We start from the raw sequence: 13,192 nt of genomic DNA on the forward strand, positions 1-13,192 counted from the left end.
CAACAACACCGGCGGACCGCGCAACGCGCGAGTCCGCCGCGACCTACGAGAGACAACATGTCACCTTATATTGCAGAATTCATCGGCACGGCGATCCTCGTGCTGCTCGGCAACGGCGCGGTCGCAAACGTGCTGCTTGCAAAGACCAAGGGCAAAGGCGCGGACCTGATCGTGATCGTGATGGGCTGGGCGATGGCCGTGTTCGTCGCCGTGTACGTGACCGCGTCGTTCAGCGGCGCGCACCTGAACCCGATCGTCACGATCAGTCTCGCGCTCGCGGGCAAGTTCGCGTGGTCGAAAGTCGGCGGCTACGTCCTTGCGCAGATGCTCGGCGGGATGGCGGGCGCGCTGCTCGTGTGGCTCGCGTATCGCCAGCATTTCGCGAAGGAAGCCGACGCCGACCTGAAGCTCGCCGTGTTCTGCACGGCGCCGGCGATCCGCAGCGTCACGCACAACGTGCTGACCGAAGCGATCTGCACGTTCGTGCTGATCCTCGGCGTGCTGTACCTCGCGTCGCCGCAGGTCGGCCTCGGCGCACTCGACGCGCTGCCTGTCGGCCTGCTCGTGCTCGGCATCGGCATCTCGCTCGGCGGCCCGACCGGCTATGCGATGAGCCCCGCGCGCGACCTGTCGCCGCGCATCATGCACGCGCTGCTGCCGATCCCCGGCAAGCGCGACAGCGACTGGCGCTATGCATGGGTGCCCGTCGTCGGCCCGCTGCTCGGCGGCGCCGCCGCAGCCGGCCTCTATCTGCACTTGCATTCCACGATCTGATCGCGGTTTGAACGACGCGCGCGGCGTCCGGCGCCGCGCGCTTCATTTCCCCTCCTCGCTTCCCTTCCGCTATCGGCCGCTCTCAGCCGCCACCAGCGATTTCAGCTTCACGTCGACGTCCGCGACAGCAGCCGGCGTCACGTCGATCCCGCGCTCGACCAGCATTCTCGCCACGCGCATTTCCTTGACGAATCCCGATGTACGGCCGAAGCCGCTTGCAGCGACGAGCCGCGCGCCTGCATCGAAATGGAAATGGATTTCCGCATCGTCGTCGAGCACGCGCGCAACCGACCGCTCGCCGAGCGCCGGCTCCCCGGCCACCTGCAACTGCGCGTCGTATTGATCGGACCAGAACCACGGCGTGTCGCGATACGGTTCGCCGGCGCCGAGCATGTTGCGGGCGGCGACGCGTGCCTGCGTCTCGGCGCCGTGCCACGTCTCCTGCCGAACCGGCCGCCCCGACAAGACGCTCGGAAACACCGCGACATCGCCGGCCGCGTAAATGCCTTCCGCCGACGTCTCGAGCTGCGCGTTCACGATGATCCCGCGCTCGACTGCGAGGCCTGCAGCGCGCGCCAGTTCGTCGGCCGGTTCGATGCCGACGCCGGCGACGACCGCATCGGCGATCAGCGTGTCGCCGTCGTCGAGCACGACAGCCAGCGCACCGCCTGACGTCCGCTCGATCGCAACGGGTTTCCGGTTCATGCGGATCGTCACGCCCTGTGCTTCGTGCAACGCGCGCACGCGTGTCGCGATCGCCTCCGGCACCGCGCGGCCGAGCAGCCGCGGCGCCGCGTCGAGCACCGTCACGCGGCACCCAAGCATGCGCGCCGACGCCGCCACTTCGAGACCGATGAAGCCGCCGCCGATCAGCACGATCCGCGCGTCGGGCACGAGCCGCGCGCCGAGTGCCGCCGCATCGTCGAGCGTGCGCAATGCGAATACGCCGTCGAGCATCGCGCCCGGAATCGCAAGACGGCGCGCGCGGCCGCCGGTCGCGAGCAGCAGCGCGTCCCAGGCGAACACCCGCCCGCCGGATACGCTCACTTCGCGTGCATGCGGATCGATGCGCTCGACGGTTCCGACGACCGGCTCGATGCCGTCCGCCATCCACGCGTCAGGATCGCGCAATCGGCATTGCGCCGCACTGCGCTTGCCCGTCAGCACGCCCTTCGACAACGGCGGCCGTTCGTACGGCAGGTGTGCCTCCGCGCCGATCAGCACGATGCGCCCGCGCCAGCCGGACGCGCGCAGCGCCTGCGCCGCGCGGCCGCCCGCATGGCCGGCACCGACAATCGCCATCACCCGGTCGTTGGTCATCGCGTCACACCTCGATCAGGATGCGACCGTCTTCGATCTTCGCGCGGTACGTGCGCAGCTTCTCGCACGCGGGCGGCGACAGCGGCCGGCCGTCGCGCACGTCGAAGCGCCCGTTGTGCTTCGGGCACTCGATCACGTGATCCATCACGAACCCGTCCGCGAGATGCACCTGCTCGTGCGTGCACAGGCCGTCGCTCGCATAGACCTCGCCGTCGATCCGGTAGATCGCGAACGTGCGGCCGTCGTGGTCGAAGCGTGCGACGTCTTCATCGTCGATGTCGTCGAGCGCGCCGGTGTCGATCCATTGCGTCATGTTGCGTGTCTCCTTGGTTGGCGGATTCGATGGCGGTCATGCCCGCGCCGCATCCGGCACGGGCCGCACGACGTAGTCGGACGGGTCGCGCGTCTGCCGGACCAGCGCCGGCACGATCTCCGCGTAGGCGGCGAGCGTGCTGCGGTACGGCGGCGGCATGTCGGCCTTCACGGCGTCGTGCAATTTGGGCAACGCATGGAACGGCACCATCGGGAACATGTGGTGCTCGACGTGATAGTTCATGTTCCAGTACAGGAAGCGGAACACCGGATTCATCATCACGGTGCGGCAGTTGCGCCGGTGATCGAGCACGTTCTCAGGCATGCCCGCATGCTGCGTCAGGCCGAAGTACAGGTACAGCCACGCGCCGTAGAGGCTCGGCAGCCCGATGTAGAGCAGCGGCAGGATCGTGCGCCAGTAAAGCGACGCCCCGATCACGAGCGCGTACATCGCGAGATGGATGCGCGACTCGCGCACGACCTTCCGCCACTCCGATTCGGGCACGTAGGTACGCTCCTCGTCGTCGAGCCGGCCGGTGATCGACACCGCGATCATCTTGCGCAGCTCGCCGGCCACATGCTTCAGCGCGACGACGTTCAGCGCGAGCGCAAGCCAGTCGGTCGGCTTCGGCGCGGCGATTTCCGGATCGCGCCCGACGACCAGCGTATCGGTGTGATGACGTGCATGGCTCCAGCGCCATGCGGTCGCGCGGCGGAACACCTGGAACGACGCGACCTGGTACAGCACGTCGTTCATCCAGCGTGTACGGAACGCGGTGCCGTGCCCGCATTCGTGCCAGCGCGAGTCGGCCGGGCTGCAGTAAAGCGTGCCGTACACGAAGAACGCGGGGATCGCCCACGCCGAATGCGCACGCCACGCCAGCCACGCGAGCCCGCCGCTGATCGCGATCGCCGCGTACCAGATCAGCGTGTCGCGGATCGCACGCGCATCGCCGCGCTGCATCAGCTGCTTCATCAGCGGCCGCGGCACCGCGCACCGGTACCACGCGGCGTTGACGAGCCCGGCCGCTTGCGCGCGCTCGCCGGCACCGCCGGTCATTCTGTATTCCTGACGGCGTGCCGCCGTGCGGTCACGCACCGGGTGGTCGGGTTGAGCCACGTCTGTCTCCCTGGATTCTTGTGCGAGGAAAGCGCAACGAGCGCTTCGCCATGGAATCAAAATTAGGCCCGCGGCCTCCGCTGCTCAATCGAAACGTTGACGAAATTTCGCCATCGCTTTAGCGTGTCCGGCAACGCCACGCGATCGATGGCGACCTCAACGATGGAGACGACCATGGCAGGTGAATCCGGGCCGCGCTGGCGCAAGCGCACTGCGCGCTTCGACGAGATCGCGGCGCTCGCGGGCGTCAGCACGACCACCGTCGACCGCGTGCTGAACGAGCGCGGCAGCGTGTCCGCGCAGGCGCGCGAGCGCGTGGTGGCGGCCGCACGGCAGCTCGGCGTGCCGCGGCAACTGCCCGACACGCGACACGGGCTGATCCACGTCGACGTGCTGCTGCCGGACACCGACGCGCCGTTCTTCCGGCGGCTCCAGCAGGCGCTGCAGCGCTCGCTGCAAATGCTCGACCGGCGCGTGGTCGTGCACCGGACGATCCTGCCCGCCGCGGATGACGAACGCGCCGCCGCGCAGATCGAACGGCCCGCGTACCGGCGCGCGGCGCTGATCGTCACCGCGCGCGACACGGCCCGCGTGCGCGACGCACTGGCCGGCGCGATCGCGCGCGGCGAGACCGTCGTCACGATGGTCACCGACATCGGCGGCATCGATCGCGCGCACTTCGCCGGCATCGACAACTACCGCGCCGGACGCACGGCCGGCTACTACATCGGCCGCCTCGCGGCGCGCCCCGGCCGCGCGCTGCTGCTCGGCGGGCGCATGGGCTACCGCGCACACGCCGACCGGATGGCCGGCTGCCGCGACCAGCTCGCCGACGCGTTCGCCGCGATCCGCTGCGACGACGAGCCGGTCGAAACACTCGACCAGGACGACCGCTGCTACCGCGCGGTGACGAAGGCGCTGCAGGCGCACGACGACGTGGTCGCGATCTACAACAGCGGCGCAGGCTCGGCCGGCATCGAAGCGGCGCTGCGCAAGGCCGGCGCCATCGGGCGCGTCGTGTGGATCGGCCATGAGATGATCGACCAGCACCGCACCTTCATCGAAGCCGGCGCGATGGATCTCGCAATCGACCAGGACCCGGACGGCCAGGCGATTTCCGCGCTGCAGCACGTGCTGCATGCGTGCGGGATCGTCGAACAGCCGCCGCCGGGCGACCCGGTCGAGTTCCGCGTGTTCTGCCCGGCGAACGTGAGAACGAGCACGTACCTGCAGCCCTGAATCCCGCCGTGTAACGCGCGGCGTGCGCCTGGCGAAAAAATCGACCGCCGCATGGGCGATTTTTCGCCAACGCCGGGCATGCAGCCTGTGCCGCTCATCCGTACATTGGACAGCCATCCGCAGGACATCCATGGACAGGAGACGATGGCTGAACCGATCCTCATCGGCGTGAACCTCGACGGCGTGCTCGAACACGACGGCCTGCCGCCGCCCACGCCCGCCGAACGCTTTCGGATGATCGCCGGCGCCGGCGTGTTCGACTACGTCGAACAGAACCCGGTGCGCGGCGAAGACCTGTCGCCGTACTTCGCGCTGGTCGAGCGCCACGCGCTGCCGATTCGCGTGATCGGCGGCATCTGGTGCGCGGGTCGCGACGAAGCGCACGTCGCCGAGATCGTCGACGCGGGCGCGCGCTTCGGCAGCACGGTGCTCAACTGCCAGTTGTTCGCGCATCACGCGGACGGCCACCCGCTGTCGGACCGCGAAGTCGCCGATTTCTACCTGCGTACCTATGAACGCGGCGAGCCGGTCGGATGCCTGCCGAGCCTCGAAGTGCACGTCGACATGTGGAGCGAGGATTTCGCGCGCGTGGCGCGCGTCGCGCAGCACGTCGAGCAGGCCGGCGCACCGTTCCGGATCACGCTCGATCATTCGCACCTGCTGTTCAAGATCGGCAATCGCACCGAACTCGACGCATCGGGCCTGCGCGAACCAGCCGACGGCGGACGCGCGCTGCTCGACCCGGCTTCGCCCGCTGCCTTCTACACCGACTGGATCGCGCGCGGCTGGGTCCGGCATGCGCATGCGCGCAGCGTCGCGCCGAACAATCCCGACAATCGCTGGATGCGCCGCGCGGACGGCCGGCCCGGGCGCGGCATCCAGTACCCGTTCGTCGCGCCTGCGCCGGGCGCCTATCACGGCGAATGGCACGCGGCATCGCTCGACACGTGGAAAGCCGCACTGCGCCAGTTGCTGCATGCGCAGGTTCACACGCAGCCGACGCCGCTCGAACAGATCAGTTGCGAGTTCATCCCGTTTCCCGACTACGGCGGTGGCGCCCGCTATTCGATCTTCGACAACAACGTCGCGTGTGCGCACTGGCTGCGCGACACATGGCAGGCACTCGCCGCGCGCACCGGCACCTGATTCGAACCCACCCCACTCGAGCCCCAAGGACAGAACGATGACGCAAGCCTTCCACTTTTCGCTGAACCGGATCAGCGCGCCGCGCTTGCCGCTCGACCGCTACGTCGCGATGTGCCGGCGCCTCGGCGTCGACACGATCGAGATCCGCAACGATCTCGACGGCGTCGAGATCGCCGACGGTACGCCGGCCACCGCCGTACGCGCGACGGCCGAAGCCGGTGACGTGACGATCCTGACGATCAACGCGCTGCAGCGCTTCGAGCAATGGAACGCCGAGCGCGCGGACGAGGCGACCGCGCTGGCCGACTACGCGGCGCAGTGCGGCGCGCGTGCGCTGGTGCTGTGCCCGACCAACAGCCGCGGCGACACACGCAACGCGGACGCGCGCCACACGGATCTCGTAAAGGCATTGAAGGCGCTGAAGCCGATCCTCGAAGCACGCAACCTGCTCGGCTTCATCGAGCCGCTCGGCTTCGAGGAATGCGCGCTGCGCCGCAAGTCGGATGCGGTGAAAGGCATCTACGACGCAGCGGGCGAACAGGTCTTCCGGCTCGTGCACGACACGTTCCACCACCACCTGTCCGGCGAGGACATCTTCTTCCCGAACCTGACGGGCCTCGTGCACATCTCGGGCGTCGAGGAACACGACCTGCCGGTCGACCGGATGCGCGACGGCCACCGCGTGCTGGTCGGCCGCGCCGACCGCCTCGGCAACCTCCGGCAACTGCGCGAACTGCTTGCACGCGGCTACCGCGGCGCGTTTTCGTTCGAACCGTTCGCGAGCGAGATCGCCGAGGCCAGCGACATCGAAGACCGGCTGCGGGCGAGCATCGACTACGTGCGCGGTGAACTGGCGGATCACTGATACATCACCAGGACACGCTGCCGGCACACGCGGCGTGCCGACAAAACCCAATCAACAGGAGAACGGAATGATCGAATTCGCCTTGTTCGGCGCGGGCAGGATCGGCAAGATCCACGCGGCGAATCTCGCGCGCCATCCGGGCGCGAAGCTCAGGTACGTGATCGACCGGCATGCGCCGTCGGCCGAGGCGCTCGCGCACGCGCACGGCGCGCAGGTCGCCGACCTCGAGCGCGCACTCGGCGACGCGTCGGTGCAGGCCGTCGTGATCGCGTCGAGCACCGACACGCACGCGGACCTGATCGTCGCGGCCGCGAACGCGGGCAAGGCCGTGTTCTGCGAGAAGCCGGTCGACCTGACCGTCGAACGCGCGCGCGCATGCGCGGACGTCGTGCGGCGCACCGGCGTGACCTGCATGATCGGCTTCCAGCGCCGCTTCGACCCGACGTTCGCGGCGCTGAAGGCACGCGTCGAGCGCGGCGAAATCGGTGCGCCGGAAATGCTGGTCGTCACGAGCCGCGACCCGGGCGCGCCGCCGGCCGACTATCTCCGCAGCTCGGGCGGCATCTTCAAGGACATGCTGATCCACGACTTCGACGTGTTCCGCTGGATCCTCGGCGACGAGGCGCAGACGCTGCACGCGACCGGCAGTTGCCTGACCGACCCGGCCGTGCACGAAGCGGGCGACATCGATTCGACCGCCGTGACGATCCGCACGCAGCGCGGGATGCTGTGCCAGATCAACACGTCGCGACGCGCGGCCTACGGCTACGACCAGCGCTTCGAGCTGCTCGGCAGCCACGGGATGCTGCAGGCCGGCAACGTGCGGCCTACCGAGGTGAGCGCATGGCTCGCCGGCGGCATCGCGACCGACGTGCCGGAGCCGTTCTTCCTCGAGCGCTACCGGCATGCATACGCGGCCGAGATCGCGCACTTCGTCGACGCGCTGCGCGACGGCACGCCGGTCAGGACGACGATCGACGACGGGCTCGCCGCGCTCGAGCTGGCCGAAGCCGCGATGACGTCGTGGAAAACGGGGCGCGTGATCGCGCTGTGACGCGACAAACGGCGGCGGCCCGGTCACCCGGGCGGCCGCCATCGGGCGACCTGTGCCTCGGCGGCACGACATGTGGCACCCGCACGCCCGTATCGGGCAAATTTGCCGAAACGCCACGCGGCGCGCGCGCGAAAGCACGTATGATGGCGAATTGATCGGCGTCGCCGGTCTACCGCATTTTCATCACCATGCTCGATCACCTCATCTGCGACTGCGACGGCGTGCTCGTCGACAGCGAAGTCATTGCCGACCGCGTGCTGCTTGAAACGCTGTCCGCCACGTTCCCGAACCTCGATTTCGAAGCCGCCGCGAAGTCGGCATTCGGCCAGCAGACGTCGCGCTTCCTCACCGGCATCGAATCCCGCTTCGGGATCGAGATGCCCGCGAACTTCATCGAGACCATCGAGCACAACATCGAGGTCGCGCTTGCGCGATCGCTCGCGCCGATCTCCGGCGTGCGCGACGCGCTGCTGAAGGTCACGCTGCCGGCGGCCGTGGTGTCGAACAGCCGGCTCGTGCGCGTGCGCAATTCGCTGAAGCGCGCGTCGCTCACCGAGATTTTCGGCGAGCGCGTGTTCAGTTCCGAGCAGGTGGCGCGGCCGAAACCCTACCCCGACGTCTACCTGCACGCGGCGCAGACGCTCGGTGTCGTGCCGGAGCGCTGCATCGTCGTCGAGGACAGCGTATCGGGGTTGAATGCCGCACGGGCGGCCGGGATGAAGACGATCGCGTTCGTCGGCGCGAGCCACATCCCCGACAACTACGCGGACGCGCTGCGCGCGATGGGCATCACGCGGATCATGCGCAAGATGGACGAACTGCCGGCGCTCGTCGAAGCCGGCATGCGCGGCGAATTCGGCGACGTGCAGTCCTGATGTTCATGCCGGCCGGATCGGGTCGATCCAGCCCGCGACGGGTGCACGAACGCACCCGCCTTCCCGTCGCTCAGGCCGGTTCGCAGCAGCGTTCGCGCGCGGCCGCCAGCGCCTCGCGGAATTCGACGAGCTCCGCGATCGTCAGCATCGGCAGCCCGTGGCGTTGCGCGAAACGCTCGACGTCGTCGCCGCGCGTCATCGTGCCGTCCGGATTCATCAGCTCGCACAGCACGCCGGCCGGCTTCAGGCCCGCGAGGATCGACAGGTCGACCGTCCCTTCGGTGTGACCGCGGCGCGCGAGCACGCCGCCCGGTTGCGCACGCAGCGGAAACACGTGGCCGGGGCGCACGATGTCGTGCGGCTTCGCACCTTCCGCGATCGCCGCCCGGATCGTCGTCACGCGATCGGCCGCCGACACACCGGTATGCACGCCTTCGCGCGCTTCGATCGACACCGTGAACGCGGTGCCGTTGCGGCTTTCGTTGGTCTGCACCATCGGCGGCAGTTCGAGCGCGCGCACGGTGTCGTCGGTCAGGCACAGGCATACGATGCCGCTGCACTCGCGGATCAGCAGCGCCATCGTCTCGGGCGTGATGCGCTCGGCGGCGACGATCAGGTCGGCTTCGTTCTCGCGGTCGTGGTCATCCTGCAGCACGACCGCACGGCCTGCGCGCATGGCGTCGAGCGCAGCGGCGATGCGCGGCGGCACCGGTTCGGAATCCAGCAGCGGGAGATCGGCAAAGGCGTCGGCGGGCGCCGACGAAACGGACAACAAGGACATGTGAAACGCTCCTCGCAAATTCGATTTGGGCGAAAAACGTTTCAGGGCATTGCAAACAGACAGAACGGCAACCCGCTTCGCGTGCATCGCGAAGCGGCCCTGACGGACATGACTATCTGCACATCTTCTCTCATCCGGACTATGACCGTCGGCTCTGGCATTCGACCAGATCTGCTGACCCCGCGCGGATGCGCGGGCGCTCGCGGGCTCGCCGGCTTACGCCGACCTACCGCCGGTGGGGAATTTCACCCCGCCCTGAAGACGCACTGATTGCCGGACGGGAACACCCCGTCAGCGGCGGGCCAAGCATACAACAGCTGTGCACGAAGCGCAGCGCACCACGCCTGAAACCTTACTGACGACTCGGTCAAACGGCATCGTCCGAACGGCCGACCGCCCGACGGCGCTTCCACGCGACAACGGGAAGGCGGCCGTTCGGTCGCGCCGGCACGGTCAATGAGCCGCGTGCGCCGCGTCGGGCACGAGCCAGCGCGGCGGCACCTCGGGGCTCACCGTCACACGGAACGCGCGCGCTTCGCGGTCGCCGGGGTTGCGCAGGCTGTACGGCTGGTCGGCATCGAACACGATCGCGTCGCCGGTCGCGAGCAACTGGCGGCGGTCGTGCACGCTGACTTCGAGCGTGCCTTCGCTGACGACGAGGTTGATCGTCGTGCCGGGCGCACGGCGCGCGCCGGGCTCCGTATGCAGCGGCGCGATCCGCAGTTCGTGGAATTCGGCCGCGGCCGGCTCGCCTTCCGGATACAGCGCGCGCGCCGAGAAACGGCCGTTCGAGCTGACGACGCGCGATGCGCGTTCGGCCGCCAGGTGCTCGAAGCCGTTCACCGCATGGCGGCGCAGGAACGCAGCGACCGACACCTTCAGCGCGGCGGCGATCTTGCAGAGCACCTTAATCGACGGCACGCTGCGCGCCGATTCGATCTGCGCGAGCATCGCGCGCGACACGCCGGACAGCCGCGCGAGCGCATCGAGCGACAGCTGCCGCTCGGCGCGCAAGCGCGCGAGGTTCACGCCGACGACCTGCTCGAGGACGTCGAGCGATGCGGACGCGCCGCGCAGGTCGGCCGCATTGCCGGACTCGAAGGAAGACACGTCGCGCACGAGCGCCAGGGATGAAGACATAGCATTGCCTCCGGGCCGCCGCGCGGCCCTGCATAGGGGGTAAGCCGGGATCGGAATCGCGTTGCGCCAGCCTTGGCGCGTATCGAGACGCTATCACCCGGTCTTGCACGGGCAAACGAAGTTATCTTCACACCGTTATCAGCATCGCGGAGGAATACGTTTCTCGCGAACCTTTTCCTGCCGCTATGGCGTCGCCGTCAGCGCGCCGCGGCGACGCTCACTGCGCCGCCGGTGCCGCGCCGCGTGCCGGGCCGCGCGCGTCGAGCCGCATCGCGAGCCACGTGACGACGAGCGCCGCGAACGTCACCGCGACGGCGACCCAGGGCAGCGCGTCGAGCGCGAAGCCGTGTTCCAGCGCAAGGCCGCCGAGCCACGCGCCGCCCGCGTTGCCGACGTTGAACGCGCCGATGTTCAGCGTCGACGCGAGATGCGGCGCGCTCGCGGCCTTCTCGACCACGCGCGCCTGCAGCGGCGGCACCGTCGCGAACGCGGCGATCCCCCACACGAATACGGTGACGGCGGCCGCGACCGGCAGGTGGCTCGTCTTCGCGAACACGGCCATCACGGCCATCAGCGCGACGAGGATCGCGATCAGCGACGGCATCAGCGCACGGTCGGCGAGCTTGCCGCCGAGCGTGTTGCCGACCGTCAGCCCGGCGCCGAACAGCACGAGGATCAGCGCGACCGCGCGCGGCGAGTAGCCCGACACGGTCTCCAGAATCGGCGCGATGTAAGTGAACACGACGAACACGCCGCCGAAGCCGAGCACCGTCATCAGCAGCGCGAGCCACACCTGCGGCTCCTTCAGCACGCGCACTTCGTGGCCGAGGCCCACCGGCCCGCTGTCGTGGCGGTTCGGCACCAGCGCGGCCACGCCGCCGAGCGCCAGCACGCCGAGCGCGGCGACGATCCAGAACGACGCGCGCCAGCCGAGCAGCTGGCCGACGAACGTGCCGAACGGCACGCCGAGCACGTTCGACAGCGTGAGCCCGGTGAACATCAGCGCGATCGCGCTCGCGCGCTTGTCGGCCGGCACGAGCGACGCGGCGACCACTGCGCCGATCCCGAAGAACGAACCGTGCGCGAACGACGTGACGACGCGCGCGACCATCAGCATCGCGTAGCCGGACGCGGTCGCGCACAGCACGTTGCCGACGATGAAGATCGCCATCAGCAGCTGCAGCGCGGCCTTGCGCGGCATGCGGCTCGTCAGCACCGCGAGCAGCGGCGCGCCGACCGCGACGCCGAGCGCATAGCCGGTGACGAGCAGGCCGGCCGACGGCAGCGACACGGCGAGGTCGTGCGCGACTTCGGGCAACAGGCCCATGATGATGAATTCGGTGGTGCCGATGGCGAAGGCGCTGATCGCGAGCGCCAGTAACGGAATGGGCATGACGTTCTCCGGAAGGCGGCGGCCACGGCGCCCGGTCGGTGCCGCACCGCACAAGAAAGCGGGATGTGCGCGCATTGTCCCGAAGACGCCTATATTTGATAATTGGCGTGGCATTTGAACCATTTTCAAAAATTTCTGGAAAATCGCATGGACCGACTGGGCGATATCCGGCTGTTCGTCGAAGCCGCGGAGCTGGGCAGCCTGACGGCCGCCGGGCGCAAGCTGAACCTCACGCCGGCCGCCGCGAGCGCGCGCCTCGCGAAGCTCGAGGCGAAGATCGCGACGCGGCTGTTCGAACGCTCGACGCGGCAGTTGCGGCTCACCGACGAGGGCAAGCTGTACCTGAACTGCTGCCGCCAGGCGCTGCAGGCGCTCGACGACGCGGATGCGATGCTGCAGGAAGGCCGCAATGTCGTGAGCGGCAAGGTGCGGCTGTCGTCGACGTCCGATTTCGGCCGCCACCAGTTGCTCGACTGGCTCCACGAATTCACGACGCTGCATCCGGGCGTCACGTTCTCGCTGACGGCGTCCGATTCGTCGTCGAACCTGTGGCAGGACGAGATCGACCTCGCGATCCGCTTCGCCGCGCCGCCCGACGGCGCGCTGATCGCGCGCCGGCTCGCGACCAACCGGCGTGTGCTGTGCGCGGCGCCGTCGTTCGTCGAGCGCCACGGCACGCCGGCCGATCCGTATGATCTGGCCCGCTTTCCATGCAACGTGATCACGATCGCGTCCGGCCCGATGAACACGTGGCATTTCACGCGCGGCGACGAGGTGCAGATCCACACGGTGCCGGTGTCGACCGCGTTCGAGACCAACGATGGCGGCCTCACGCGCGAATGGACGCTGCGCGGCCACGGCATCGCGCTGAAGTCGCTGTGGGACATTGCCGACGACGTCCGCGCGGGCCGGCTGCGCGTGCTGCTGCCCGACTGGCGGCACCAGGACGCGCCGCTGCACGCGATCTATCACAGCAAGCGCTACATGGCGCCGCGCGTACGCGTGCTGCTCGACTTTCTCGCCGAACGCTTCGCGCACGAGGAAGCCGCGCTCGACGACCTGCTGAACGCGTGCCGCTGACCGTGGGCACACTGCCATCGAGGGGTCGGAACCCGTCACCCGGCGTCGCGCGGCCGCAACCGGCCGCCCGTCCGGCGCGGCGCGAAAAGCTAT

13 protein-coding genes and 1 riboswitch are annotated in these 13,192 nt (G+C 68.9%); of the genes, 7 read left to right on the plus strand and 6 right to left on the minus strand.

Annotated elements, in window-relative coordinates:
* Window positions 1-57 precede the first annotated feature (57 nt).
* Complete coding sequence (locus U5798_RS22430) at window positions 58-774, plus strand: MIP/aquaporin family protein (protein ID WP_124453674.1); 717 nt, start codon at window positions 58-60, stop codon at window positions 772-774.
* Window positions 775-843: 69 nt separating this feature from the next.
* On the opposite strand, the gene U5798_RS22435 is transcribed toward U5798_RS22430, so the two are convergent.
* From U5798_RS22435 to U5798_RS22445, 3 genes are read right to left on the minus strand one after another with little or no spacing between them, the layout of a single operon-like run.
* Window positions 844-2,094 carry an NAD(P)/FAD-dependent oxidoreductase gene (locus tag U5798_RS22435; RefSeq protein ID WP_124453672.1) on the minus strand — a complete coding sequence of 417 codons (1,251 nt, stop codon included), beginning with the start codon at window positions 2,092-2,094 and terminating at the stop codon, window positions 844-846.
* Between the two features lie 4 nt (window positions 2,095-2,098).
* Complete coding sequence (locus U5798_RS22440; RefSeq protein ID WP_124453670.1) at window positions 2,099-2,407, minus strand: non-heme iron oxygenase ferredoxin subunit; 309 nt, start codon at window positions 2,405-2,407, stop codon at window positions 2,099-2,101.
* Window positions 2,408-2,443: 36 nt separating this feature from the next.
* Entirely contained in the window at window positions 2,444-3,526 is a 1,083-nt protein-coding gene (locus U5798_RS22445; protein ID WP_124453668.1) for a fatty acid desaturase family protein, read from the minus strand.
* A 174-nt stretch (window positions 3,527-3,700) separates the two neighbouring features.
* Here U5798_RS22445 and U5798_RS22450 point away from each other — a divergent pair, with 174 nt between their 5' ends.
* From U5798_RS22450 to U5798_RS22470, 5 genes are all read left to right on the plus strand, one after another.
* Window positions 3,701-4,765 carry a LacI family DNA-binding transcriptional regulator gene (locus U5798_RS22450; protein WP_124453666.1) on the plus strand — a complete coding sequence of 355 codons (1,065 nt, stop codon included), beginning with the start codon at window positions 3,701-3,703 and terminating at the stop codon, window positions 4,763-4,765.
* A 144-nt stretch (window positions 4,766-4,909) separates the two neighbouring features.
* The gene (locus U5798_RS22455; RefSeq protein ID WP_322083226.1) at window positions 4,910-5,911 is read left to right on the plus strand and encodes a xylose isomerase; all 1,002 of its coding nucleotides are present in this window, start codon (window positions 4,910-4,912) and stop codon (window positions 5,909-5,911) included.
* Between the two features lie 37 nt (window positions 5,912-5,948).
* Entirely contained in the window at window positions 5,949-6,776 is an 828-nt protein-coding gene (locus tag U5798_RS22460; protein WP_124453662.1) for a TIM barrel protein, read from the plus strand.
* A 67-nt stretch (window positions 6,777-6,843) separates the two neighbouring features.
* Window positions 6,844-7,830, plus strand: a complete 987-nt coding sequence (gene iolG / locus U5798_RS22465; RefSeq protein WP_124453660.1) for an inositol 2-dehydrogenase — start codon at window positions 6,844-6,846, stop codon at window positions 7,828-7,830.
* Window positions 7,831-8,018: 188 nt separating this feature from the next.
* A complete protein-coding gene (locus U5798_RS22470; protein ID WP_322083227.1) occupies window positions 8,019-8,705 on the plus strand; it encodes an HAD family hydrolase in 687 nt (228 codons plus the stop codon).
* Between the two features lie 70 nt (window positions 8,706-8,775).
* Here the strand turns inward: U5798_RS22470 and ribB are convergent, their stop codons facing one another.
* From ribB to U5798_RS22485, 3 genes are all read right to left on the minus strand, one after another.
* Window positions 8,776-9,486: a 3,4-dihydroxy-2-butanone-4-phosphate synthase gene (gene ribB, locus U5798_RS22475; protein WP_322083228.1), complete on the minus strand. Its 711-nt coding sequence runs from the start codon at window positions 9,484-9,486 to the stop codon at window positions 8,776-8,778.
* 118 nt (window positions 9,487-9,604) lie between these two features.
* A riboswitch (FMN riboswitch) is annotated at window positions 9,605-9,753 on the minus strand.
* 186 nt (window positions 9,754-9,939) lie between these two features.
* Window positions 9,940-10,626 carry an XRE family transcriptional regulator gene (locus tag U5798_RS22480; RefSeq protein WP_322083229.1) on the minus strand — a complete coding sequence of 229 codons (687 nt, stop codon included), beginning with the start codon at window positions 10,624-10,626 and terminating at the stop codon, window positions 9,940-9,942.
* Window positions 10,627-10,843: 217 nt separating this feature from the next.
* A complete protein-coding gene (locus tag U5798_RS22485; protein WP_322083230.1) occupies window positions 10,844-12,019 on the minus strand; it encodes an MFS transporter in 1,176 nt (391 codons plus the stop codon).
* A gap of 147 nt (window positions 12,020-12,166) precedes the next feature.
* On the opposite strand from U5798_RS22485, the gene U5798_RS22490 reads away from it, so the two are divergent.
* Window positions 12,167-13,099, plus strand: coding sequence for a LysR family transcriptional regulator (locus U5798_RS22490; RefSeq protein WP_124453650.1), 933 nt, complete (start codon window positions 12,167-12,169; stop codon window positions 13,097-13,099).
* The last annotated feature ends 93 nt before the right edge of the window (window positions 13,100-13,192 follow it).

It is taken from the genome of Burkholderia sp. BCC1972, assembly GCF_905339605.1.
Taxonomy (GTDB): domain Bacteria; phylum Pseudomonadota; class Gammaproteobacteria; order Burkholderiales; family Burkholderiaceae; genus Burkholderia.